A 25,497-nucleotide genomic window follows, 5' to 3' on the forward strand; every position below is an offset into this window, starting at 1 on the left:
GAGAGGGGCATATTCGGGACGGAAAAATGGTAAATACTTATTGCGATTATTATTTATATGGTATGACGAGAACCGATTATTATGAAACAGAAAGTATGATACAGCCACCCAACGGGAAAAAAACCGTTGTTGAGGCGGTGGGGTTTTCATGCGCCCAAACAAAATAATGCGAGCCTAACGGCGGTTTTGAAATAGCAATCAAAGCCGCCGTTTTCTTTTTCAAAAATAGGAATAAGTTTTTTTAAGAAATTAATCAATTAATTAGTATATAAACCATTATATTTATTTCATAGATACAAAAAAGTGGTTCCAAAGATGATACTTTAGAACCACTTTTATATATTTCCAACAATACGAAAATCTTTATACTGTAATGATTCCCATCCCCTGAAGTACAGAGAATAACAGGATCGCAATGATACAGATCGGTGCGAAAAACTTTATCATCGGGAGATAAAGATTTTTACGTTTAAAATCTCCGGAACTTTCTACTTCATCGATAATTTCCTTTGGCTTAATGACATAAGCGGCAAACATGCAGGTGCAGAATGCGGCGATCGGCATTAATACACTGTTGCTCAGGAAGTCGAAGAAATCCAGGAAACTGAAGCCGAGAAGTTTAATGTGGCTCCAGATACCAAATCCCAGAGATGACGGCACTGCCATGATCATCGCAATAACAAACATGGTGATGCAGGCTCTCAGCCGGGATAAATGGAACTTATCCATTACGATGGAGACCAAGGTCTCCAAAAGTGAAATCGCAGAAGTCAGAGCTGCAAAGAATACTAAAATGAAGAAAACAGCTCCGATGACAGTTCCCAAAGCCATACTGTTAAATACTTTTGGCAGCATTTTAAACATCAGGGAAGGGCCGGACGCAAGCATGTCCGCATTACCGCCTGAGAATACAAAAACTGCAGGAACGATCATAAGTCCGGACAGGAAAGCGACACCTGTATCAAAAATCTCTACCTGTGAGACAGATTTCTCAAGGTTGGATTTTTTCGGCATATAGGAACCGAACGTGATCATGATTCCCATAGCAAGGGACATAGAATAAAACAGCTGTCCCAGAGCAGCCAGGAACGTAGTCGGCGTAAGATCCTTAAGGTTTGGCTTGATGTAGTATAAAACACCTTCCATTGCCCCTTTTCTGGTAATACAGAAGACAGAGATTCCAACCAGCAGTACAATTAAGATCGGCATAAGGATTGTGCTGACTTTTTCAATTCCGCCTTCCACTCCAAGAGCTACGACAATCATGACAATACCGGCAAAGATCAAAAGCCAAACCATAGGGCTGACTGACTGGCTGATAAAGCCTTCAAAAAATGTATCTCCAGCCGCCTGGCTGATGTTTCCGCTCACAGAGACGAACAGATATTTTGTTACCCAGCCTCCGATGACACAATAATAAGGAAAAATGATGAACGGTATGATACTGGTCAGATAACCGATAAATTTATACTTTTTGTTAAAAGCGGAAAATGCGTGTATGGCACTTTTTCCGGTACGCCTTCCAATGGCAATCTCAGTAATCATCAGAGTAAAACCAAATGTTACTGCGAGTATCAGGTAAATCAGAAGGAAGCTGCCGCCTCCGTATTTTGCCGCCAGATATGGAAATCTCCATATGTTTCCTAGTCCTACAGCTGATCCTGCAGTTGCCAGCACAAAGCCGATCCTGCTGGAAAAGCCGCCTCTTTCTTCATTCATAAATCTGTGAAATCCTCCTTTGTCTATACTACGTCAACATCTTCACCTGCCAACACAGCATTCATATTTCGAACGGAACACATTTTTCCGCACATAGTACATGTATCTTCTCTTTCAGGTTTAGATTCGGCCCGGTATCTCCTGGCTTTTTCAGGATCCAGGGCCAGATCAAACTGGGCTTCCCAGTCAAGCTTCTGTCTTGCCAAAGCCATCTGGTTGTCCCAATCCACAGCTCCCTTAATACCCTTTGCAATATCTGCAGCATGGGCAGCGATTTTGGAAGCCATGATGCCTTCCTTAACATCATCCACATTTGGAAGGCGCAAATGTTCTGCCGGTGTGACATAACATAAAAAGCTTGCACCGGATGCAGCGGCGATTGCTCCGCCGATAGCAGAAGTAATATGATCATAGCCAGGTGCAATGTCAGTTACTAAAGGCCCCAATACATAAAACGGAGCCCCGTTGCAGATGGTCTGCTGAATTTTCATATTTGCCTGTATCTGATCCATAGGCATATGTCCAGGACCTTCGATCATTACCTGAACATCCCGTTTCCAGGCACGGGCCGTCAGCTCTCCCAAAGTGACCAGTTCCTCAATCTGGGAAATATCACTGGCGTCGCTGAGGCATCCTGGGCGGCAGGCATCCCCGAGGCTTAAGGTAACGTCATATTCATTACAGATGTCCAAAATTTCATCGTAGTATTCGAAGAATGGATTTTCGTTTCCCGTAGCTTCCATCCAGGCAAAGATCAAAGATCCGCCGCGGGACACGATGTTCATCTGTCTCTTCATGGCCTTAAAACGGTCTGCAGTATTGCGATTGATCCCGCAGTGGATGGTCATAAAGTCTACTCCGTCTTCTGCATGCATTTTAAATACATCAATCCATTCTCTGGATGTGATATCTTTCAGAGCCTTGCCGTAGTATACAATGGCATCATAGATCGGTACAGTGCCCAAAATGGCAGGGCATTCCGCCACAAGCTTTCTTCTGAAGGTCTGTGTATCTCCAAAAGAAGAAAGATCCATAATAGCTTCCGCACCCATGGAGACAGCCTGATTTACTTTCTCCATCTCTACGTCCAGATTCAGACAATCTCTGGATGTTCCAAGGTTTACATTAATCTTGGTTTTCAGAGAATTGCCGATACCGAATGGCTTTAAGCATTTATGGTTCTTGTTGGCCGGTATGACGACTGTTCCGGCGGCTACCTCGTTCATAAGCTTCTGCACATCCATTCCTTCGTAAGCAGCGACAGTTTCCATTTCCTTGGTTACGATGCCGGCTCTGGCGGCATTCATCTGTGTTGTGTAAGTCATCTTACAACCTCCTCGTTCAAATCAGTCGGGAGGGAATCTAAAATGCATTATTTAGTTTTCGGAACATTCCTTCTTTATATGCATGACCAACCAAATAAATAAATGGTTCATCGACAGATCACGTCTTATAGCTGTTTCCGTTACAATAAGCACCTAAATCCCTACGTTGGCATTACCCAAATCAGGTACGATGGTCGAAGGATCATCCTTCCTCTCAGCCCGTAAAAGCTCCCATTTTAGTTTCAAAAATGACCTGAAAGGTCATCTTACGTATTGTATCATTGTTTTTTAGAAAGTGCAATGGTTTGAACAGCATGTGTGAAGTTCTCTTTCAGCATTAGTTTTTCCGGTTCATTTTTGTCCGCCAGGTACAAATTTTGAGCCCTCGAATAATGTAATTACAGATATATGATTTCTTCAATAGGTTTCCAGTTTTTGTGTTATAATATAGAAGAAGCATTTCTGGATTTATACGGAAGTGCCCAAATGCAGTTAGGAGTGTAGAGATATGGCAAGTTTAATATTGGAAGGCGGGACGTTCCGCCCTATTTTCAGTGCAGGAGTGATGGATGCCCTGCTGGATCATGACATTATGTTTCCCTATGTGATAGGAGTGTCCGCCGGCATCTGCGACGGCTTTTCTTATGTTTCCAGGCAGAGGGAGAGGAATCTTCAGATTCTTTTAAATCACAGAAACGATTCCAGATATATTGGGAAGAAAAATCTAATCAAAGAAAAAAGCCTGTTCGGACTGAATTTTGTCTACAATGTGATCCCAAACAAATTATATCCATTTGACTGGGATACATTTTATAAATATGATGAAAAGATACTGGTGGGTGTGACCAATGCCCTGACCGGTGAGATTGAATATAAAGATGGGAAAGAGCTGGATAAGGAGTGTATGATGCTCAGGGCGACCTGTGCGCTGCCGCTGGTATTTCCGGCTATCAAGCTGGATGGGGTTCCTTATTATGACGGGGGCATTGCAGATCCGATTCCTGTCAGGAAAGCGATCCGTGACGGCAATGACAAGCATCTGATCGTTCTCACCAGGCCGAAGGGATACAAAAAAGAACTCAGCAAGAGCCACAAAGTGACCTCTGCGCTGCTTAAGAAAAAGTATCCCAAGATCCCGGATCTGCTTTTAAACCGGCATGTGGAGTACAACCGCACCGTCCATTTCTGCGAGAAGCTGGAGCGGGAAGGGAAAGCTGTTATTCTGAGACCGGACCGTCCCATTGACAGCTTTGAGAAGGATATTGATGTGCTTCGGGATACATATCAGATGGGATATGATATGGCACTGGAAAGAATAGAAGAAATCAAAAAACTGTGATACAATAAATTAGAAAAAGAGGTGGTCAGTATGGCGAGAATTTTAATTTCAGAACGGCCGTATGTAGAAGAACTATCTACGAATAAGACAAGAAATTTAATGGTGATTTGTGAACGCCTCTTTTTGCCGGTACAGGCAGATGCGTCAAAATTGGAATTGGCAAAGGAGATTGCGGAGAAGTTCAGTGAGGATCCGCAGGTACTCCTTGAGATGCTGCAGGCGGAGGCCGTGGAGCTTTTGTTTGAGCTGTGGGAGCAGAGAGAAGGAAGCTTCGCACTGGAAACGAATTTTAATGATCTGCAGCAGCTCCGGTATTTAGGGTTTGTCCATGTGGAGGAAGATTTTATTGCCATCAATCTGGAGGCCGAAGATCTGTTTTATTTTCTTTTAAAAAGCCATAAATCAGCAGAGGTGATGGAACGGTATTCCAGGTGGGAACAGGTCATTTTCGGAATGTTGTTTACCTACGGCATTTTGGATGTATACTATTGCTATGATATTTTTGTGCAGGTAACCGGGGAGAAGATTTCTTATCCCGAGATGGAAAGATTTCTTTTAATCCGGATGGTATTTTGGAGAAGCGGCATCCTGCTGCGGAATGAAAAGACAAAACGCCTGTTTATGGTGAGCCGTGAGGTTCTGGACAGAAATGAAGTGTTTGATGAATGGAATGAACAGCAGGATCTCGGGTTTAAAGAATATACGGAAGACGAATATGTGGCACTTGCCATGGGGAATGGAGTGACCGGATGGCCGGGAGTTTCAGAGCTGTTTACCTATATTCTGGAGGAGATTGAGGATGACCGGTATAAGGCTATGGTTATCATGAAGTCAATTATTCTCATGATCCAGAACGGGGCCAGTTATCTGGACACCGTTGTGAAGGTATCCAGGCTTTTGGATACAGAGGAAGAAGACGAGAAATTATTCTATGACTGCCTGAAAACTGTTTTTTATCACACACCGATATATGGGAAAAAGGGCCATACCCTCGCAGATATGGCCAGGAAACAGGAAGATGTGCCCTTCCAGGTGATCAATGGAGGCAAAGAAACTTAGGAGGTATCAATGAAACAATCAAGCGTGCTGGTAGTGGATGATGAAAAAGAAATCGCTGATTTTATAGAACTCTATCTGAAAAATGAAAACTATCAGGTGTTCAAGTTCTACAATGGAGCCGGGGCACTGGAATGTGTTAAGCAGGAGCAGATCGATCTGGCAATTCTGGATGTGATGCTTCCGGATATTGATGGTTTTGAGATTCTCAAAGAGATCCGCAAGGATCATAACTTTCCTGTGATTATGCTGACAGCCAAGACGGCATCCATGGATAAGATCAACGGGCTGACGCTGGGAGCAGATGATTATATTGAAAAACCGTTTGAGCCGCTGGAGTTAATGGCCAGAGTCAAAGCCCAGCTCAGAAGATTTATCCGCTACAATGACGGAAGCGGCCAGAACAGCGAAGATACACTGGAGATTGCAGGTCTGGTGCTGAATAAAAATACACACCAGTGTCTGTATGGGGAAGAAGAAGTGACGCTGACGCCGCTGGAGTTTTCTATCCTCTGGATTCTCACAAAGAATAAGGGAAAGGTTATCAGCTCTGAGAATCTGTTTGAGCAGGTATGGAAAGAAAAATATTTTAAGAATAATAACAATACGGTTATGGTCCACATCCGTCATCTGAGAGAAAAACTCGGAGAGGTGATGGGCCACAAGGAACTGATCAAGACTGTCTGGGGAGTGGGTTATAAAGTTGAGGAGTAAGTGGAACAAATACCGGAGCCTTAAGATCAGGATTATGCTTCAGACTTTGGGCATCAGTCTTCTTGTGGGGATTTTTGGTTATCTGTTTATATTTGTGTTTGTAGACGGGGTCCTTCAGGCGCCGTTTGCAGACAGTATGGTGCGCTTTTTTGAGAAGTTCGGTTTTGACAATGAGAGTGCCATTCATCTGTACCGGGCGATTTTCTGGGACAACAAAACTATGATTATCTCCACAGGATTCATTTTTTTATTTCTGTGCAGCTTTTATCTCGGTATGTCCAGATTTACCACATATTTAAGACAAATTGAGTCCGGAATAGATATGATCCTTACGGATTCCAGCGATCTGATCGAACTGGAGCCTGAACTGCAGCCTATGGAGAACCGCCTCAATGAGATTAAGGTGAATTTGAAGGAACAGAGAAGACAGGCCCAGGAAAGCGAGCAGAGAAAGAATGATCTGGTTGTTTATCTGGCCCATGATTTAAAAACTCCTCTGACCTCTGTCATTGCATATCTGAGCCTTCTCAGCGAGGCGCCGGATATGCCGCTGGAACAGAGGGCAAAATACACAAATATTTCTCTGGAAAAGGCCAAGAGGCTGGGTGACCTGATCAACGAGTTTTTTGAGATCACACGATACAATCTTCAGAATATTACATTAGAGAAAAAGACATTTTATCTGTACGTCCTGCTGGAGCAGGTGCTGGATTCTTTTGAACCGGTCTTCCAGGAGAGAGGGCTGGCCTGCCGCACTGAAATCGAAGATTCCATCATGATACACGGAGACCCGGATAAGCTGGCCCGCGTTTTTGAAAATCTTCTGAGAAACGGAGTCTCATACTGTTATCTGAATTCAGTGATTGAGGTCAGTGCTGCGGGAGAGGGGGATGAGGCGGTGATCCGGATTAGGAATCAGGGCAAAGAAATACCAAAACACAAACTTGAGAATCTGTTTGAAAAGTTCTACAGGCTGGATGAGGCACGGTCTACGGAGACCGGCGGAGCGGGTCTCGGGCTTGCAATTGCCAGGGAGATTGTGGAACTGCATCAGGGAACAATCACAGCAAACAGCAACAAAGAGTTCACAGAGTTTATTGTCAGACTTCCAATGGAACAAAAGGAGGAGCCATGAAAAGTACTTATGTAATTGGGCATAGGAATCCGGATACGGACTCCATCTGCTCTGCCATTGCTTACGCTAATCTGAAGAATCAGGTCAACGGAGGCGGATTTGAAGCCCGCAGGGCAGGCAATGTCAACGGAGAGACAAATTTTGTCCTGCAGCAGTTTAATGTGAAGCCGCCGGAGTTTTTAAGTGACATCAGGCCGAGGATGAGTGATATCACTCTCCATGAGGTGGAAGGCGTCAAGCAGGATATATCAATTAAAGAGGCAGGCGACCGGATGAAAGAGCTTAAGCTTGTGGCTCTGCCTGTTCTTGAGGATAACCGGCTTAAGGGCATGGCCACCATCAGTGATATCGCCCACGCCGACATGGATGTATATGACAGTGAGATACTGGCAAAGGCGGGAACGCCATATCAGAATCTGGTAAAAACTCTGGACGGAAGCATGACTGTGGGTGACATTTCTGAGACCATTGATCACGGAAAGGTTACAGTCTCTGCTGCCAGCATTGATAAGATGGAGCAGTTTGTGACTGAGGGGGATCTGGTGATTCTTGCAGACAGGGATGATGCCCAGAAACGTGCCATTGAGATCGGCGCCCAGTGTATTATCGTATGTATGGGAAGCCAGGTAAGCAAAGAGATTCAGGATATGGCAGTGTCAAAAGGATGCCGTATTTTAGTGACCCCGTATGATACCTTTACTGCCAGCCGGCTTGTCTGCCAGTCACTGCCGATTTCGTATGTCATGACAAAAGAAAATATCATTACGTTTTCTTCTAATGATTATGTAGACGATGTAAAGGCGCTTATGGCCAAGAAAAGATTTCGTTATTTTCCTGTTCTGGACGCCAAAGGAGAGTTCCTCGGGCTGGCTTCCAGACGGCGTATGCTGGGATTTGAAAAGCGGAAGATGATTCTTGTAGACCACAATGAACTGTCTCAGGCAGTGGAGGGGCTGGAAGAGTGTGAGATTTTGGAGATTATCGACCATCACCGCCTCGGGTCTATGGAAACGATGTCGCCTGTATATTTCAGAAACCAGCCGGTAGGATGTACGGCAACGATCGTGACACAGATGTATGAGGAACAGGGTGTGGAGATCACCAAACCGGTGGCAGGACTGCTTTGCTCTGCTATTTTATCTGACACTTTGATGTTCCGTTCCCCGACCTGTACGCCGATGGATGAGGCAGCAGCCAGAAAGCTGGCTGATATTGCAGGCATAGAGGTGGAAGAGTATGCGAAGCAGATGTTCCGTGCGGGAAGCGATCTGAAAGGAAAAGCTGCCGATGAGATATTCTATCAGGATTACAAAAAGTTCTCATCAGGGGATGTCTCTTTTGGAGTGGGACAGATTACGTCCCTGGATCAGGGAGAGCTGGAAGAGATCAAAGATAAGATCATTCCTTATGCCGAGACTGTCAGAAATGAGCAGGGACTGGATATGATCTATTTTATGCTGACCAATATCTTAGAGGAGACGACGTACCTTATTATGGTTGGGGATAAGAGCAGCAGTATTATTGAGCAGGGATTCGGAGCCGAAGCAGACGGCTGTACAGCAAGGCTGCCTGGCGTTATGTCCAGGAAGAAACAGTTAATTCCGAATATACTGAATATTATACAGCAGTAATCTGGCTGTCATGCCCCATATGATCCACTTTTTATAGCGGTAAAAACAAACCTCATATTTCCCTTTTGCCCACGGATATTTTTCTCCGTTTGGAATGTCGGCAAAAGGGAAATTTTTTTGCGGTTTTGTCATAAGAAGGCTGCTGTAATATTCAGGTTCATTTTCAAGGAAAAAGGAGAGGGGCACTGTAAAGACCGAATCCACCTCATCCAGGGAAAACTGTCCGTGGTAATTATGAAGTTCTGCAAGAAAAGGTTCTATGCGGGTCTGATATGGGGTTACAAGATAGTCCAGAGCACCGTAAACCTGAATATCATCTTTTTTTACAAACAGTTCTTCCATTGTCTCCCGGACAGCTGCCTCATAAGTAGATTCGCCGGTCTCCACTTTTCCGCCGGGGAAGCATACCTCTCCCGGCTGTTTGTTCAGATGCTTGGCACGCACCTCAAATAAAACGTGGTACCCATCCTTCTTTTTTACAAGAGGGATGAGTACCGCAAAAGATGTTTCTTTTTCTGCTCCGATTCGTTTTGGAATGTGATGTTTTAAAGTTTCAAACATGGGATTCTCCTAAAATCTGAAATCACGTTTACCTTCATGGATATTTTCAATATATTCTTTTGCTTTCTGTTTTACCACCGGATTTGTAATCGTTTCCAAAGCCTTTTCGATGACTTTTTCTCCTTTTTGCTTTGTATCTTCAGAGGCATAGTCCTCCAGATATTCTTTCAGGGTCATCATGGCGTTGGGACCGCAGCAGTTTGCAATCTGGCCAGATTTTACAAGGGACATAAAGCGGTCGCCGGTCCTGCCTTCCCGATAGCATGCAGTACAAAAGCTTGGGATATGACCAAGATCAAGCAGCCAGTTTACAACTTCATCTAATGTACGGTCATCGCTTCGCTCAAACTGGGCAGAATTATCTTCCGGTTTTTCCGGTTCCGCATATCCGCCTACACTGGTAGAAGAAGCGCCGCTGATCTGAGATACGCCGACCCGCAGGACACGTTCCCTGGATTCTTTTGTCTCCCTCGTGGAAACAATAATGCCTGTGTACGGCACTGCCACACGGAGGACAGCAACGATTTTTTCAAAAATATCATCATTGATACCGTTTTCAAACTCATCCGGATCCACATCCTCAGCAGGGCGGATTCTCGGCACACTGATGGTATGGGGGCCTACGCCGAATCTGGCTTCCAGATGTTCTGCGTGCATCAAAAGTCCTGCAAAATCATAGCGGTACATATTCAGGCCAAATAATACACCGATGCCGACATCGTCAATTCCGGCCTCCATGGCACGGTCCATAGCTTCTGTATGGTAGGCGTAATCATGTTTTGGACCAGTCGGATGCAGGACTTCATAGTTGTCCTTATGATATGTTTCCTGGAATAAAATATACGTTCCGATTCCGGCATCTCTTAGTTTTTTATAATTTTCTACGGTTGTGGCAGCTATATTGACATTAACACGGCGGATGGCACCGTTTTTATGTTTGATGCCGTAAATGGTTTTAATACTCTCCAGAACGTATTCGATCGGAATATTGACAGGATCCTCCCCGGTCTCCAAGGCCAGGCGTTTGTGTCCCATATCCTGCAGTGCAATGACCTCTTTCTTAATTTCTTCCTGGGAAAGTTTTTTTCTTCGGATATGTTTATTTTTATAATGGTACGGACAGTACACACAGCCGTTGACGCAGTAATTGGCAAGGTACAGAGGGGCAAACATGACAATTCTGTTGCCGTAAAACTCTTCCTTGATCTTGATTGCCAGGTCAAAGACCTTCTGCATCAATTCTTTGTCTTCGCAGGCGAGAAGGACAGAGGCCTCTCTGTGGTTTAAGCCTTTCAGCTTTTTCGCTTTTTCAATGATGGACAAAATAAGTTCTTTATTGTCCTTGTTGGCATCAGCATAGGCAATGGTATCTTTTATTTCCTGGTCGCTGATAAATTCCTCTGCAGTTTTTGAATCTGGTTGGTACATGGTATTTCTCCTTTACTTTGTTTTGGCAAACATTGATTTCACACTGATTCCATCGATCATGCCCAGCTTGCCGGAAAGAGTACTGATAGCTGTTTCCGGTGCATCTAAAACGATGGAGATGATGTTGATATCCTTAGTCCGGTAGGGGATACCCATTCTGCCGACGATATAGTCCCGGTATTCATGCAGCAGCTGATTGGTGGGAGTTATGCCTTTTTCTTCTTCGATGATGATACCGATCAGAGCGATCCTCGTTTTCTCCATGAAATTGCGAACCTCCTTTGAAGACTTTTATTAAAAAATAAAGGCACATCCCATTTTGGAACATGCCTGATTATCACGGTATAAAAGGGCACAGAAAATCTGTACCTGTCTTATAAAGGATCAATCTTGGCATCGGGCGGTTACCCTGGCTTCAGAATGATATTTAGAATAAATTTATAGTAGCGGATAATTGCACAAAAGTCAATCAGTACATCCAGCCGGGGGACAGAAATATGGTGTGCTGTGCAGGCATAAATTTTTTGTAATCCCATAACATTTTGTATTCACATTTCCATGACAGTGTACGGAGAGTATGGTATACTAAAAAGGTAATCATAGGAAGAATAAAAGGAATCTATGATTTATATTTGACACAGGAGGAACTGAGATGAGTGGTAGAACCAATGTAGAATTGGGAGGTATTACACTGTTGGGAAATCAGCAGACAAAATATCCGGATGATTATGCGCCGGAAGTGCTTGAGACTTTTCCAAACAAGCATCCGGAAAACGATTATTTTGTAAAGTTTAATGCACCGGAATTTACCAGTCTGTGTCCGATGACCGGACAGCCGGATTTTGCGACTGTTTATATTTCCTATGTTCCGGGAGAGAGGATGGTGGAAAGTAAATCTTTAAAACTTTATTTGTACAGTTTTAGAAATCACGGAGATTTCCATGAGGACTGTATGAATATTATTATGAAAGATTTGATAAAACTGATGGATCCCAAATATATTGAGGTTTGGGGCAAGTTTACGCCGAGAGGCGGCATTTCCATTGATCCATACTGTAACTATGGGAAAAAGGATACACCGTGGGAGCAGATTGCCTTTGACAGGCTGGCACATCATGATATGTATCCGGAGAAGGTGGATAACCGATAATCATCAGTAAATAAATTATTGAGGGATTAGGCAACAGCTGCTCCTGTATCATCGGGGGATTGCGTATCGGAGCAGTACATAAAACATTATATAAAAGGAGAGAACATTATGAGGAAAGTATTAAAAGCTGCCGTATGCCTGGGGCTGTCTCTTTCATTGGGATTCAGTACTGTGGCATTTGGAGCGGAGAAGAAAGAGGCAAAGAGTAGTTTTGATGTGACAGTCCAGAAGAAAGCCCAGCAGGAAGTAAAAAAGACAAGTACGAGTAATCGACAGTCAAAACAAGCAGTTACGGCAGATTCTGCAACTGCTAAGATTTGTTATGTAGATAATGATGTAAAAAATGCAAATTCATATATAACAAGTCTTACAGCTGGAACTTATAAAAGATTTAGGATTACAATGCCGGTAAATGGTCAATTAATCATCGCAGCAGCTTTTTCACCAGATAAAGTAAATCTTATAGATGGTGATGCTATTTTAAGAAATGCAAACGGATATGATAGGTATTTAAGTTCTGATGGAACAATTTCTGTGTCAGGTCTTAAAAAAGGAACATATTATTTGGATTTAAAAACAGATGTAAATGCTTTCGCATCAGTTGTACCTGTTTGTCTGTCAAGTGATCCTACAAGCTTAACAGGAAGTTACAGACACTTTGTTGGTAATGGAGGAAATGTTTACAAAACTTTTTCCGTTACAAAAAGAAGTCAGGTTTGGGTAGATTCTTATTCTGCATACAGCTATCTCCAGAAGAAATCCGGAAGTAAGTGGTCTACAGTGTCAGATAAAAATTATTCTAGTACAAGCAGTGTAAGACAGTATTATGCATTAAGCAAAGGAAGCTACAGAGTTGTATTTGCAAATACATCAATTTACAGCGAATATGTTGCAAGATATGGGAAAAAAGCTTATACAGGAAAATACGCAACAAAGAAATCCAAAGCAAAATCCATCAGCCGTAAAAAATCAAAGACAAATGTTTTGACAGCATCTGATGCAAAAAAGAAAACACATTGGTATAAATTCAAAGTGTCTAAGAGACGTTCTACTCAGTTTAAGATTACTACTTATAACAGTTCAGGAAGTGTAACTGCAACCTTATATAAAGGTAAAAAGAAGATGAGTTCACGTACCGCTTATAATCCAAGCTATATTACCTTTTCAGGAAAGTTATCTAAAGGTACATATTATGTCAAGGTTACCAAAAATACTAAGAATACAAGCGGAAAATATATTGTTAAATATGTAAAATAGTTTTTATCGGCAGAGCCAGCCGGCTCTGCCGTGTTTAGGTAAAGATTTACAATATAAGTTATAGGAGAACAGGTTATGAAAAAACACATGAAGAAAAAACTGGCAGTTTTGCTCAGTCTTGTATTGGTTGTTTCCCTGGCTTTGGCAGGATGTAAAAAGAAAGAGGAAATTCCAAAACCGGATAAACTGGTAGAAGCATACTATCTGATGTATACAAGAGGCAATACAGATGAAATGGTAAAATCTGGAACATCAGAAAAAAAAGCAAAGCAGAGCTTAAAGCAATATAAGACAAATATGAAATCCGCCTTTATGTCAGCTGCAAATGCTGCCGGAGGCACGTTTGAATCCGAGGATGCAGATCAGGTTCTTGATGCGCTTCTTCATGCTTTAGCCAAGCTTAAATATGAAGTAAAGACAGACGAGATGGATGAAAAAGAAGGAACTGCTACAGTAATTCTGAAGTCACAGAGTATTGATCTGAGAAGTATTCAGACAAAGCTAATGACTAACATGCAGAATGCGATTAAATCAGGGGAAATTAAACAGCAAAGTGAGCTTGGCCCCTACATTCTTTCTGAAATGGCAAAACTGATTCAAAAATCAAAACCTACAGAAGAAATGAAAGAAACTACCGTAAATATGAAACTGAAAACAGTTAAAGTTAATAACAAAGAAGTAAAACGGTGGATACCTGAGAATATCAATACCTTTCAGACTGAAATGGAGAAACTGTTCATAAGCCAGTAATCTGCAAAGAAAAGCAGAGGGCGATAGTTATATCCGGAAAACCTAAGATTTCCTTCAGGCTTTTTTATACTTTGTTTAGAATTGTTTATTTTCTATCCATTGTTTCGGAAGAGGATTCTGATATACTTAGAATATAGTTTTTCATATATATTAATCCTCTCTTTTCATTAAACAGCCAGCCCCGCATTTGACATAGCGGGGCTGGCTATTTTTGTTGCAGAGGAAATTTTTCTTTTTCTTTGCTGTTTCCGCAGAGTATGGTATCATGGTACACACATGTTGGAATGATGGAGGAGTGCCAGTATGTTTGACATTCAAGAAGAATTAAAAAAACTTCCGGCAAAACCCGGAGTTTATATAATGCATAATGACAAAGATGAGATCATATATGTAGGTAAGGCGATCAAACTCTGCAACCGTGTGAGGCAGTATTTTCAGGACAGCCGGAATTTGACTACAAAGATTCAGCATATGGTATCACACATAGCATATTTTGAGTACATTATCACAGACTCAGAGCTGGAAGCACTGGTGCTGGAGTGCAACCTGATCAAGGAGCACCGGCCAAAATACAACACCATGCTGAAGGATGACAAAAATTATCCGTACATCAAGGTTACCACTAATGAAGAATATCCCCGGATTATGATGGCCAGAAAAATGAAACAGGACAAGTGCAAATATTTTGGCCCTTATACAAGTGCGGGAGCTGTAAAGGATATCATTGAACTGCTGAGAAAGCTTTTTAAAATCAGGACATGCAGCAGGAAACTTCCCAAAGACATCGGAAAGGACCGGCCATGCCTGTATTATCAGATCAAGCAGTGCGAAGGCCCCTGCCAGGGTTATATTTCCAAAGAGGAATATCAAAGGTCTATAGAAAAGGTTTTGGGCTTTCTGAATGGTAACTATAAAGATGTCTCAGACATGCTCACTGAAAAGATGAACCAGGCTGCTGCCGAACTGGAATTTGAATCTGCGGCAGAATACAGGAATCTGCTGAAAAGTATTGCAAAGATCGCAGACCGTCAGAAGATCAACAGCAAAGGATTTGAAAACAGGGATATCATTGCATTTGCCAAAGAAAAGACAGACGCAGTAGTTTCTGTATTTTTTATACGGGAAGGCAAGCTTTTGGGAAGAGAGTATTTTCATATGACTCAGGACGAAGAAACATCGGATCAAGAGCTTATGAGCGCATTTGTAAAGCAGTTTTATGCGGGTACACCGTATCTTCCGGGTGAAATTTTCCTGGAATGCGGCATGGATGATATAGAGATTGTGGAAGAATGGCTGTCAAAGAAACGGGGAGGCCGTGTCCACATCAGGATTCCGGTCCGGGGAGAAAAACACCGTCTGGTCGAACTAGCAAGAGAAAATGCCAGGAATGTTCTGAACAGAGATAAGGAAAAGCTAAAGAGGGAAGAACAGCGTACTATTGGAGCGGTGAAGGAAATTGAACAGCTTCTGGGCATTCAGGGACTCCACCGGATGGAGGCCTTTGATATTTCCAATATCAGCGGTTTTCAGACTGTGGCATCAATGGTTGTGTTTGAAGACGGCAAAGCCAGAAAGCGGGATTACAGAAAGTTCCGCCTGAAGACGGTAGATGGTCCCGATGATTACAAAAGTATGGAAGAAGTACTCACAAGGAGGCTGCTTCACGGGCAGCGGGAGATCGAAGAGCTGAAGGCCAAAAATCAGGACCTGGAGTTTGGCAGCTTTACAAAGTTTCCGGACCTGCTGCTGATGGACGGAGGAAAAGGACAAGTCAATATTGCAGAAAGAGTTTTAAAGGACTTAAATCTTCAAATCCCTGTCTGCGGTATGGTAAAAGATGATAATCACAGGACCAGAGGATTATACTATAATAATGATGAAATTTATTTTCCGAAGAGAAGTGAAGCTTTCCTTCTTGTTACAAGAATCCAGGATGAAGCCCACAGATTCGCTATTGAGTATCACCGGTCACTCAGGGCAAAAGGACAAGTCACCTCTGTTCTGGATGATATCAAGGGAGTCGGTCCAAAGCGCAGAAAAGAACTGATGAAACATTTTAAACAGATTCAGAATATCAAAGACGCCACGGAAGAGGAAATCATGCAGGTACCGGGTATGACTCGGAAAGCAGCAAAGGAAATCTATATGTTTTTCCATTTGTCTGAGGAAGAAAATGTGATAAACTAGTAATAAGATGTTGGGGTCAAAAGATATTTTGACCTCTGATGCCTAGGGATTTCTCCGCACTTCGTGCTCCCGAAATCCTAAAAACATTCGAAATCCGCCCTGACAGGGCTGTTTTCTCATGTTTTGCGGGTCCAAGGTCATTGTATAACCTTTTGACCCTGGCATCATAATAACAATCGGACAAGGAGGATTCATTATGAGCGAAGAATACAAGGTATCGGTGGCAGAACTGGCAAAAAAGCTGGAATTAATTCCGGTAATCCCGGATATCAACACCAATGACATTTATATAACACAGGCAGAAGTCAACCGTCCGGCGCTGCAGCTGGCAGGTTTTTTTGATCATTTTTCTTCTTCCAGAGTGCAGATCATCGGCAACGTGGAATATATATATATCAATAATATTTTGGAAAAGGATGAGAACTGTGACCAGATCCTGGACCGGCTTTTCAGTGCCCAGATCCCATGTCTGGTATTCTGCCGGGGCAAAAAGCCATGTAAAAAGATTATTGATTTCGGAATCAAATACGGAGTTCCTGTCTTTATCAGCAAGGATTCCACCTCGGAATTTACAGCTGAGGTGATCCGCTGGCTCAGTGTGGAGCTGGCTCCGAGAATTTCTATCCATGGCGTGCTGGTAGATGTTTTTGGTGAGGGGATTCTGATTACAGGGGAGAGCGGCATCGGAAAAAGCGAGGCGGCCCTGGAGCTTTTAAAGAGAGGACACCGTCTGGTATCTGACGATGTGGTAGAGATCAAACGTGTGAGCAAAGACACACTGATTGGGTCTTCTCCGGCTGTGACCCGGTTCTTTATTGAACTGCGGGGCATAGGCATCATTGATGTTAAAAATCTGTTCGGTGTGGAGAGCGTCAAGATGACTCAGAGCATTGATCTTGTCATTCAGCTGGAAGACTGGAATAAAGATACTGATTATGACCGGCTGGGCCTGGATGAAAATTATGTAGAATATCTTGGAAATAAAGTGGTGGCACATGCACTTCCAATCCGTCCGGGCAGGAATCTGGCAATCATCGTTGAGGCTGCGGCCATCAATCACCGCCAGAAGAAAATGGGTTATAATGCTGCAGAGGAATTATATAAACGAGTGACTGGGAAATTGGAGGAATAAGCGGCATGAAATATATATACGGAATCGATGTCGGAGGAACCACTGTAAAGTTAGGGCTGTTTAAGGAAGACGGAAGTCTTGTGGAAAAGTGGGAGATTCCCACAAGGAAAGAAAATGGCGGAGCCCATATTATTGAGGATATCGGAGCAGCGCTGAAAGAGAACATTGCAGCACACGAAATCAGGGAAGATCAGCTGATCGGTGCAGGAGTAGGCGTACCGGGAGCAGTTCTTTCATTTGAGAAGGTAAATGAATGTGTCAATCTGGGATGGGGCCAGGTTAACGTGGCAGAGGAACTCGGAAAGCTTCTGGGATGCCCTGTCAAAGTGACAAACGATGCCAATGTGGCTGCACTGGGAGAACTGTGGGTAGGAGCTGCAAAGGATTTTTGCAGTGCAGTTATGGTGACTCTGGGTACTGGAGTAGGCGGAGGCATGATTGTCGATGGACAGATCATCAACGGCAGCCATGGCTACGGCGGAGAGATCGGGCATATGACTGTAAATCCTGCTGAGACACGCAGATGCAACTGCGGAAAAACAGGATGCCTCGAACTCTATGCTTCCGCAACAGGGATTGTGTTTGAGACAAAAAAAGCATTAAAAGAGTCCGATGCCGAAACGTCTCTGCGCCGGATGACAGACTTTTCCGCAAAGGACATCTTTGACCTGGCAAAAGAGGGAGATGCTTTTGCCGCCGAACAGGTAGATCATTTGGGAGAAAAACTGGCATTAGCCTTTGGAAATATCACTTTGACAGTTGATCCGGAAGTTTTTGTACTTGGGGGAGGAGTCTCCAAGGCGGGAAATATTCTTTTGGACGCTATTAAAAAACATTATAGAAAGTATACCTTCGGCGCTGTAACAGAAGGGAAATTTATTCTTGCAAGTCTTGGAAATGATGCAGGTATTTACGGCGCTGCAAGATTGATTAAAGGAGAATAAGATAACATGAGCACAATTCTTGAGGAGTTGAGACAGAAGATAGCACCGGAGCGGGTACTCACAAAGGAACCCATGAAAAATCATACGACTTTCCGCATCGGCGGAGAAGCAGAATTGTACGTGATTCCGGAATCTATTGAGGAAGTACAGTGTACAGTCAAAGCCGCTAAAGAGCACGGCACGCCTATTTTTATTTTGGGGAACGGAAGCAATCTTCTGGTTGGTGATCAGGGAATAGACGGAATTGTTCTCCAGATCTATAAAAATATGAACAAGATTACCTGTAAAGGCAATGAGATCACTGCCCAGGCAGGTGCGCTGTTAAGTTCTATTGCCAAGGAAGCTCAGAAAAACAGCCTTACAGGATTTGAATTTGCAGGCGGAATTCCGGGGACATTCGGCGGTGCCATCACTATGAATGCCGGAGCTTACGGCGGAGAGATGATTCAAGTGTTAAAAGAAGCTGAGGTACTGACCAAGGACGGTGAGATTTTGACTCTTTCAGCCAGCGAACTGGAGTTAGGATACCGGACCAGCAATGTGATCAAATGCGGATATACAGTATTAAGCGGTACCATTTGCCTGAAGGAAGGTGATCCGGCCGGGATAAAAAAACAGATGGATGAATATACACTAGCCAGAAAGACAAAGCAGCCGCTGGAACTTCCAAGTGCAGGCAGTACTTTCAAACGTCCGGAAGGATACTTTGCAGGGAAATTGATTGATGATGCAGGATTGAGAGGATATCAGGTAGGCGGTGCCCGGGTATCGGATAAACACTGTGGTTTTGTTGTGAATCAGGATAATGCAACAGCCAAAGATGTTCTGCAGCTTATCGGAGATGTCCAAAAAAAGGTGAAGGAGAAGTTTGGAGTGGACCTGGAACCGGAAGTGAAACGGGTCGGAAAGTTTTAGAGGAAGAATGATATGAGGTTTGTGATTGTAACCGGGATGTCAGGGGCAGGAAAGAGCAGCGCGCTGAGAATGCTTGAGGATGTCGGATATTTTTGTGTGGATAATCTCCCGACCAGGCTTCTTTGTAAGTTTGCAGAGCTTACTCTGGATAAGACGGCAAATATATCTAATGTTGCTCTCGGAATTGACATCCGGAGCGGGGCATCCATTCATGAATTTTTAGAAGAATTAAATAAAGTCCATGAAATGGGTGTCAAGTTTGAGATCCTGTTTTTGAATGCCAGCAACCGGATCCTGATTAAACGGTATAAAGAGACCAGGAGAAACCATCCGCTGGCGCGCAACGGAAGGATTGAGGATGGGATCTTAAAAGAACGGGAAGCTGTGGATGTTCTGAAAAAACATGCAGACTATGTCATAGATACGAGCCAGCTTCTTACAAGAGAACTGAAGGCTGAAATTGACAGGATATTTGTACGGGAAGAAGACTATGCTAATTTCAATGTGGCGGTGGTATCCTTTGGATTCAAATTTGGAATACCAGCGGATGTAGATCTGGTTTTTGATGTAAGATTTCTTCCGAATCCTTATTATGATCTTGAGCTGCGGCCTTTGACCGGCAATGACAAACCGATCCAGGAATTTGTAATGAAGCATGAGGAGTCCGGAGTGTTTTTAAATAAACTGGAGGATATGCTGAAATTTTTGATTCCAAACTATATTAAAGAAGGAAAGTATAATCTTGTCATAGGGATCGGCTGTACCGGAGGGAAACACCGGTCAGTCACAATTACCAATGCTTTGGCTGAAAGATTGAAACAGCTGCCATATCCGGTAAAGGTTGAGCATAGAGATATAACGAGGTAGGAAATGTCATTTTCAAGTGAAGTGAAAGAAGAACTCGCAAGGATTACCAGCGGAGCCAGACACTGCAGGATCGCAGAGCTTGCCGGTATTCTTGATTTCTGCGGGGAGATCGTTCTTGATGAAGGAGCTTACCGCGTAAAAGTGCATACAGAAAATGTGTCAGTGGCAAAACGGTTTTTTACACTGCTGAAAGACACATTTGGTATTCATGGAGAACTGCAGGTAAAACGCAATGAATATTTGAAAAGAAGTCGAAATTATTCGGTTTTTGTTGACAAACATGAGGATTGTGTTTTATTATTGAAAGCAGTGAAATATTTTGAGCCAAAGAGTTTTGGGTTAGTCCTGCAGAACACGTGCTGTAAAAGGGCCTATATCCGGGGTGCTTTTCTGGCAGCCGGTTCTATGAGTGATCCGGAGAAAAATTATCACTTTGAAATTGTGACTCTTCATGAACAATTTGCGGTACAATTACAAGATGTGCTTGATTTTTTTGAATTAGATGCTAAAATAGTTATTCGTAAGAAGTACTATGTAGTGTATATCAAAGAAGGTGCCAAGATCGTTGATGTACTGAACATCATGGAGGCACATGTAGCTTTGATGAACCTCGAAAATGTCCGTATCTTAAAAGATATGAGGAACACGGTAAACCGCCGTGTGAACTGTGAAACTGCCAACATCAATAAGACAGTATCAGCAGCCGTGAAGCAAGCCGAGGATATTCGATTTTTACAAGAGCACAGAGGGCTTAGTGAACTGAACCAGGGACTGCAAGACATCGCCTATCTGCGATTGGAACATCCTGAGGCTACTCTGAAAGAGCTAGGAGAGATGCTGAATCCCCCCGTTGGCAAATCAGGAGTGAATCATCGTCTTAAGAAGCTGAGTAAGATTGCTGAAGATATGAGAATGGGAGGATCATTATGATTTCTAAGAGTATCAATATTCATGTGACCGAGAATAAGGAAGAGCGTCCGGTTGCTTTTTTGGTCAAGATGGCCAGCCAGTTTGAGAGCAAGATTTTAATTGAGGCAGGCAGCAAAAGGATCAATGGTAAAAGTATCATGGGTATGATGAGTCTTGGTTTAGATGATTTAGATAATATTACTGTTGTTGCAGACGGAGCAGACGAAGAGACTGCTATCTCAGCAATTGAAGAATATTTAACAAAAGGAGCATAATTGCTCCCGATTTGCCGAAATAGCTCAGCAGGTAGAGCACTTCACTCGTAATGAAGGGGTCGCCGGTTCAAATCCGGTTTTCGGCTTTTTAAAAAATGGCTTAGACACGGCGTAAAGCACGTATTTAAGCCATTTTCTTTTGCTATTATATTTTGATATAAGTGTAAAACCAAGTAGTCAAAAAGTAGTCTGGAAGCATGAAACTAACTGATAAGTAGTCAAAAAATAGTCATAAATATCACTTGGCATTTGTTAGGTACAGTGTTTCTATTTTTTCTGCTGTTTGGGACTTCTCCTTGTTTAAGTGAGTATAAATATCCAATGTGGTTTTAATATCAGAATGCCCCAGCAAGCGTTTTGCATCAATTGTATCAATACCAGCATAATATAACATGGTTGCATAATTATGACGGAATATATGGGGTGTCAGGTTATATATAATTCTATGGTTTTTATCACCTCCTATGGCAGTATTTAATTTGTCAATAATTTGTCCCCAGAATCTGCGGAAGCTTGCTTTTGTATAAAAGCCTCCTTTAGGGGCAGTAAATAGATAGAAAGTATCAATGGATTTTATATATTGATGCAGTTCATCTATAATTTCTGATGGAACATCAACTTCACGTATACTGCTAAAAGTCTTAGGCTCCTTAAGCTCTGAGCCTTTTTGTGTAAAAGTTAGAGAATGTTCTATTTTGACTATATTTTTTTTTCGATTGATGCAGGTTTTCGATAAGGCAAGGGCTTCACCGCGTCTGGCACCAGTCCATCTTAAAATCAAGAGTAAGGCACGTTCTTTATCAGTTAAATGAGCCGTCTGAATGGCTTTTATTTCGACATCAGTTAATGGGCGCCTTTTTTGTTTTGTTTTTGGAATAGAGAGTTTTATATTACGTGCTACATTTTTATAAAGAAGTCCGTCATCTATAGCTGTTTCTAATATCTGATTTAAAGTCAACTTAATTTTCTTTTGTGTTTCTGGTTTGTCAGAGCGCGACAAAAGTAATTGTTGAATATCAGACTTTCGTAAATTTTTAAGTTGTATACTCCCAAGCGTCGGAATAATATGTGTTCTGATGGTGTGGTAATAGCTTTCTTTCGTCGTTGTAGCATTATGTGATTTATATATACCGAACCATTTCCAAGACCATTGTGCAACAGTCATACCTTTATCATCGGAATATGTGCCGTGATTTAAATGTTGCAGGATATCTGCCTTTTTAGCGTCCAACTCTTTTACTGTATATCCATAAATACCTTTCTTAATTGGCTTATTCGTTATATTGTCATGACCGATTGTAATTGTAGTAAAATAACGTCCATCCTTTCGTTTTGTGTATTTCGCCATGTACTACTCTCCCTAGTTTTTATCATCATTGCCTTTTTTAGTTTTACCGTCATTTAAATATAAAGCTTTTGCCAAAGGACTTAGTCTATTAAAATCAGATGATAAATCATCGAATATAAACGATGCATCTCCATCAAAATATGTTACAAGGCCGGCTAGAGTAGGTTTAACTTGCTTGTTAAGCCAACCTAAACTTCGATCAACAGATAGTTCCTTTTTAGGAAGTGTAAGAGCTATTTTCTGGCTATTTGCAAGGAAATCAAGCCAAATAGTGTTTGTAGAGCAACGGCTCCGAACATTATTATCAATATTAATAAATCTGATATATGTTTGTAAAATTCCAAAAGCAACCGCACTTATACTTTGCCGTTGGCAAATCTCATGAGCAACACGATCAGCTTTGGCATGTTTGATTTCTAATTCCCATCGTACCCAAGGATAAGAAGATTTTTGCTCTAACGCTTTATCATATATTCTTAGAAAAGTATCACTTTGACGACTTCCAAAATAAATAGTATGACCTTTTTTCTCACCCTTCAGTGTACGGAAATCCTGGTTATTGTAAGACTTAAATTTTGAGACACACTGACCGTTTTCTATCATTTTTTGAACTTGTGAACAAGAAAAATATTTTTCATATACATCATCGATAGCTAAATCAATTCTTGTAAATTTTGCGTCAATACTTAAAATCTTATTTATGAAAAAAGAAAAAATCTTTTCGTCCGAAGAATCGTTATCTAAAATTGTACCGTTATATTCACGTGAATAGGATATGCCGGTGTTATATTTTAAATAATTTAAAAATGGATCAATTGCACTGCCAGTAACCCTTATATGTATTCCCATATCTTCAGTGCCATCGTACAAAATATAGATTGGCTCACAGATATGTTTAAGACTTTTTCTATAGCCATATTTTCCTGTTGATTCTTCAAAGTCTGTTGGTATTAAACCAAGGTAATTGAAAACTTGGATAGGAGTATTAAATTCATGTATGGTAAATTCTAACCAGTCGACTTGTACTTTTAAGTTATTGTTTGTTTCATTTCTTTGCATATAGTTTCCTCCAAACTGTTTTTTGTGCCCCCCTATTAGCAATATGGGGGCTATATCGGTCTGCTTTGCGACTTTCGCTTCGCACGTCGCACGCAGCCGAAATTTTAATGAGTGTCTTGTGAAATATGTTTATTTAGTATATACTAATAAGGTGAAATTAAATTAATTTAATCTATATTAAGATAATAAGTCTATAAAACATATTTGTCAATATAATTTTAAGTTTTTTGGATATATTATTTTGAAAAAGGAGTAAAAATGGGTATATTTAGAGATATTGACGTAGGAAATATAGCTAGAAACATAAAAGAATATCGGCTAAAAGAAGGAATGAACCAAAAAGAATTTGCTAAAAGTATAGAAATGAATTATCAAAATTATTCTCAAATGGAGAGAGGACTATATTCACCATCATTAAATAAGCTAATGGAAATTTGTAAGACTTTACAGATTACGCCGAATGACTTATTGTTAGATCAACGAAGTTATGAAGACTTGAAAAAAGAAATATTTGATAAACTAGATACTTCATTTACTGATATGGTAGGCTTTATGAAAATAGTTGAAGAACAGCGGGTAAAAATCGAAATGGCTGAATTAGAAAATAATTGGGATGAGGCAGAGGCCGAATTAGATGTAATGTTATTTTGGTTTATTAAGAATTATAAAGATAAAAAAGATCTTGCAGATATTTTATATCATCGCTATGTAGTGGAGAAGATTGAAAAAGCTTCGGAAAATATGTATAAAGAAATGAAAGAAAAAACAATTCAAACAAGGGCAAATCATAAATAATGCTTTGCCCTTTTCTTAAGGATGGGTTCATCTATAACACATGAAACGAGTGTCAAGGTTATATAAACAAACGTTGTTTGACCTTGACACCCTTTTTAGCTACATATTTTTGACTAATAAAATTTTAAAATATCATTGGGTGTACATTCTAAATATTCACACAGACGGGCAAGGATAGATAAATCTATGCGTGTTATTTTATTTTTGCAGTAATTATTCAGTTGTGTACGTTGCAGATTGCAATGTGAGCATACTTTGTTTTTGCTTATATTTTTATCTTTTAATACCTTTTCTAAATCTATATATATTTTAGCCATATTTTTTTCCTTTTTTCTTTAAGTATAGATACAGGTGTGTTAAAATATAAGCTGTAATAATATAGCCTGTATTTATATACACCCCATACAATAATAGGAGTTTAGATATGGAAATAAATATATTAAATTTGATTTATGACTTCTATATGGAAAATGAGAAAGATATGGAATGTGTCAAAATCGCAAATCGGAATTTTGAGGAATATTTAAGTGGATGTGGGGAAATTAGTTTATGTATCAAACAATGTTTATCAGATAAGAAAAGTGACTATGGTGCAGAATGTAAACGTCAAGGATTTTATGATGGATTCAGTTATGCTGTAAAAGTGCTAAAAGGTATTAGATATATTTAATTTACAAAAAGCTCATAACAAAAATATAGTAGTCAAAAAGTAGTCAGTCATATAAAAAAGTCTATATTTTAAAGGATCGGGTGTAATAAAATACATCTCGTAATGAAGGGGTCGCCGGTTCAAATCCGGTTTTCGGCTTTTGCGCAAACGTTGATAATACAACGTTTGCGCTATTTTTTGGTTTATAATACCAGGTAATTTTGAGATATGATTTTAAAGGATTAGGCAAATTACAGAAAACACTAGTGAATGAATGTATAAATGAAATTTTGTATGGAGGTATTATGAAATAGGAGTATAATAAAAGGGTAAAGAACAAAAGGAGGAATAG

At 41.3% G+C, this 25,497-nt stretch carries 25 protein-coding genes, 1 tRNA gene and 1 riboswitch; of the genes, 18 read left to right on the top strand and 8 right to left on the bottom strand.

The annotated features are described in order from the left end of the window. Nucleotides 1-363: 363 nt before the first annotated feature. Both KH180_RS01305 and thiC read right to left on the bottom strand, forming a co-directional pair. Nucleotides 364-1,719, bottom strand: coding sequence for a sodium-dependent transporter (locus KH180_RS01305; RefSeq protein ID WP_290755631.1), 1,356 nt, complete (start codon nt 1,717-1,719; stop codon nt 364-366). 23 nt (nt 1,720-1,742) lie between these two features. After that, entirely contained in the window at nt 1,743-3,044 is a 1,302-nt protein-coding gene (gene thiC / locus KH180_RS01310) for a phosphomethylpyrimidine synthase ThiC (RefSeq protein ID WP_290755632.1), read from the bottom strand. A gap of 141 nt (nt 3,045-3,185) precedes the next feature. Beyond that, nucleotides 3,186-3,289, bottom strand: a riboswitch (TPP riboswitch). A gap of 263 nt (nt 3,290-3,552) precedes the next feature. Between thiC and KH180_RS01315 the strand changes: the two genes are divergently transcribed. The 5 genes from KH180_RS01315 to KH180_RS01335 are packed head-to-tail and all read left to right on the top strand — an operon-like array spanning nt 3,553 to nt 8,919. Next, nucleotides 3,553-4,383, top strand: coding sequence for a patatin-like phospholipase family protein (locus tag KH180_RS01315; RefSeq protein ID WP_290755633.1), 831 nt, complete (start codon nt 3,553-3,555; stop codon nt 4,381-4,383). A gap of 30 nt (nt 4,384-4,413) precedes the next feature. After that, nucleotides 4,414-5,442, top strand: a complete 1,029-nt coding sequence (locus KH180_RS01320; protein WP_290755634.1) for a hypothetical protein — start codon at nt 4,414-4,416, stop codon at nt 5,440-5,442. A gap of 9 nt (nt 5,443-5,451) precedes the next feature. Then, nucleotides 5,452-6,153 (top strand): VanR-ABDEGLN family response regulator transcription factor, encoded by a 702-nt coding sequence (vanR, locus tag KH180_RS01325; RefSeq protein WP_290755635.1) that lies wholly within the window; start codon nt 5,452-5,454, stop codon nt 6,151-6,153. Further along, nucleotides 6,143-7,288: a sensor histidine kinase gene (locus KH180_RS01330; protein ID WP_330624259.1), complete on the top strand. Its 1,146-nt coding sequence runs from the start codon at nt 6,143-6,145 to the stop codon at nt 7,286-7,288. Before vanR ends, KH180_RS01330 begins: the two co-directional genes overlap by 11 nt. Then, nucleotides 7,285-8,919, top strand: coding sequence for a putative manganese-dependent inorganic diphosphatase (locus KH180_RS01335; RefSeq protein ID WP_290755637.1), 1,635 nt, complete (start codon nt 7,285-7,287; stop codon nt 8,917-8,919). The genes KH180_RS01330 and KH180_RS01335 overlap by 4 nt, the downstream gene beginning before the upstream one ends. Here the strand turns inward: KH180_RS01335 and KH180_RS01340 are convergent. The 3 genes from KH180_RS01340 to KH180_RS01350 are packed head-to-tail and all read right to left on the bottom strand — an operon-like array spanning nt 8,884 to nt 11,172. Beyond that, nucleotides 8,884-9,480: an NUDIX hydrolase gene (locus tag KH180_RS01340; protein WP_290755639.1), complete on the bottom strand. Its 597-nt coding sequence runs from the start codon at nt 9,478-9,480 to the stop codon at nt 8,884-8,886. The genes KH180_RS01335 and KH180_RS01340 overlap by 36 nt on opposite strands. A 9-nt stretch (nt 9,481-9,489) precedes the next feature. Then, nucleotides 9,490-10,908 carry a [FeFe] hydrogenase H-cluster radical SAM maturase HydG gene (hydG, locus tag KH180_RS01345; protein ID WP_290755641.1) on the bottom strand — a complete coding sequence of 473 codons (1,419 nt, stop codon included), beginning with the start codon at nt 10,906-10,908 and terminating at the stop codon, nt 9,490-9,492. A gap of 12 nt (nt 10,909-10,920) precedes the next feature. Continuing rightward, complete coding sequence (locus tag KH180_RS01350) at nt 10,921-11,172, bottom strand: TM1266 family iron-only hydrogenase system putative regulator (protein ID WP_290755643.1); 252 nt, start codon at nt 11,170-11,172, stop codon at nt 10,921-10,923. Between the two features lie 388 nt (nt 11,173-11,560). On the opposite strand from KH180_RS01350, the gene queF reads away from it, so the two are divergent. The 11 genes from queF (at nt 11,561) to KH180_RS01405 (ending at nt 21,380) form a co-directional block, all read left to right on the top strand. Beyond that, nucleotides 11,561-12,058: a preQ(1) synthase gene (gene queF, locus KH180_RS01355; RefSeq protein WP_290755645.1), complete on the top strand. Its 498-nt coding sequence runs from the start codon at nt 11,561-11,563 to the stop codon at nt 12,056-12,058. 108 nt (nt 12,059-12,166) lie between these two features. Next, a complete protein-coding gene (locus KH180_RS01360) occupies nt 12,167-13,315 on the top strand; it encodes a pre-peptidase C-terminal domain-containing protein (RefSeq protein ID WP_290755647.1) in 1,149 nt (382 codons plus the stop codon). A gap of 75 nt (nt 13,316-13,390) precedes the next feature. After that, nucleotides 13,391-14,065, top strand: a complete 675-nt coding sequence (locus tag KH180_RS01365) for a DUF5105 domain-containing protein (RefSeq protein ID WP_290755648.1) — start codon at nt 13,391-13,393, stop codon at nt 14,063-14,065. Nucleotides 14,066-14,368: 303 nt separating this feature from the next. Continuing rightward, nucleotides 14,369-16,252, top strand: coding sequence for an excinuclease ABC subunit UvrC (gene uvrC, locus KH180_RS01370; RefSeq protein ID WP_290755650.1), 1,884 nt, complete (start codon nt 14,369-14,371; stop codon nt 16,250-16,252). Nucleotides 16,253-16,448: 196 nt separating this feature from the next. Continuing rightward, nucleotides 16,449-17,384, top strand: coding sequence for an HPr(Ser) kinase/phosphatase (hprK, locus tag KH180_RS01375; protein ID WP_290755652.1), 936 nt, complete (start codon nt 16,449-16,451; stop codon nt 17,382-17,384). 5 nt (nt 17,385-17,389) lie between these two features. Continuing rightward, complete coding sequence (locus tag KH180_RS01380) at nt 17,390-18,328, top strand: ROK family glucokinase (RefSeq protein WP_290755654.1); 939 nt, start codon at nt 17,390-17,392, stop codon at nt 18,326-18,328. Nucleotides 18,329-18,334: 6 nt separating this feature from the next. Continuing rightward, complete coding sequence (gene murB, locus KH180_RS01385) at nt 18,335-19,243, top strand: UDP-N-acetylmuramate dehydrogenase (protein WP_290755656.1); 909 nt, start codon at nt 18,335-18,337, stop codon at nt 19,241-19,243. A gap of 12 nt (nt 19,244-19,255) precedes the next feature. Further along, nucleotides 19,256-20,110 carry an RNase adapter RapZ gene (rapZ, locus tag KH180_RS01390; RefSeq protein WP_290755657.1) on the top strand — a complete coding sequence of 285 codons (855 nt, stop codon included), beginning with the start codon at nt 19,256-19,258 and terminating at the stop codon, nt 20,108-20,110. Nucleotides 20,111-20,113: 3 nt separating this feature from the next. After that, nucleotides 20,114-21,040, top strand: coding sequence for a DNA-binding protein WhiA (gene whiA, locus KH180_RS01395; protein WP_290755659.1), 927 nt, complete (start codon nt 20,114-20,116; stop codon nt 21,038-21,040). Next, nucleotides 21,037-21,294 (top strand): HPr family phosphocarrier protein, encoded by a 258-nt coding sequence (locus tag KH180_RS01400; protein WP_290755661.1) that lies wholly within the window; start codon nt 21,037-21,039, stop codon nt 21,292-21,294. Before whiA ends, KH180_RS01400 begins: the two co-directional genes overlap by 4 nt. A 13-nt stretch (nt 21,295-21,307) precedes the next feature. Further along, nucleotides 21,308-21,380, top strand: a tRNA-Thr gene (locus KH180_RS01405). Nucleotides 21,381-21,532: 152 nt separating this feature from the next. Here the strand turns inward: KH180_RS01405 and KH180_RS01410 are convergent. Both KH180_RS01410 and KH180_RS01415 read right to left on the bottom strand, forming a co-directional pair. Further along, nucleotides 21,533-22,642 (bottom strand): tyrosine-type recombinase/integrase, encoded by a 1,110-nt coding sequence (locus KH180_RS01410; RefSeq protein WP_290755663.1) that lies wholly within the window; start codon nt 22,640-22,642, stop codon nt 21,533-21,535. 12 nt (nt 22,643-22,654) lie between these two features. Beyond that, entirely contained in the window at nt 22,655-23,701 is a 1,047-nt protein-coding gene (locus tag KH180_RS01415; protein ID WP_290755665.1) for a replication initiation factor domain-containing protein, read from the bottom strand. Between the two features lie 258 nt (nt 23,702-23,959). Between KH180_RS01415 and KH180_RS01420 the strand changes: the two genes are divergently transcribed. Beyond that, nucleotides 23,960-24,496, top strand: coding sequence for a helix-turn-helix transcriptional regulator (locus tag KH180_RS01420; RefSeq protein WP_290755666.1), 537 nt, complete (start codon nt 23,960-23,962; stop codon nt 24,494-24,496). A gap of 113 nt (nt 24,497-24,609) precedes the next feature. Here the strand turns inward: KH180_RS01420 and KH180_RS01425 are convergent, their stop codons facing one another. Further along, nucleotides 24,610-24,813, bottom strand: a complete 204-nt coding sequence (locus KH180_RS01425) for a helix-turn-helix domain-containing protein (protein ID WP_290755667.1) — start codon at nt 24,811-24,813, stop codon at nt 24,610-24,612. 107 nt (nt 24,814-24,920) lie between these two features. Between KH180_RS01425 and KH180_RS01430 the strand changes: the two genes are divergently transcribed. Then, complete coding sequence (locus tag KH180_RS01430; RefSeq protein WP_290755669.1) at nt 24,921-25,166, top strand: hypothetical protein; 246 nt, start codon at nt 24,921-24,923, stop codon at nt 25,164-25,166. Nucleotides 25,167-25,497 lie beyond the last annotated feature (331 nt).

It is taken from the genome of Anaerostipes sp., assembly GCF_018381315.1.
Classification (GTDB): domain Bacteria; phylum Bacillota; class Clostridia; order Lachnospirales; family Lachnospiraceae; genus Anaerostipes.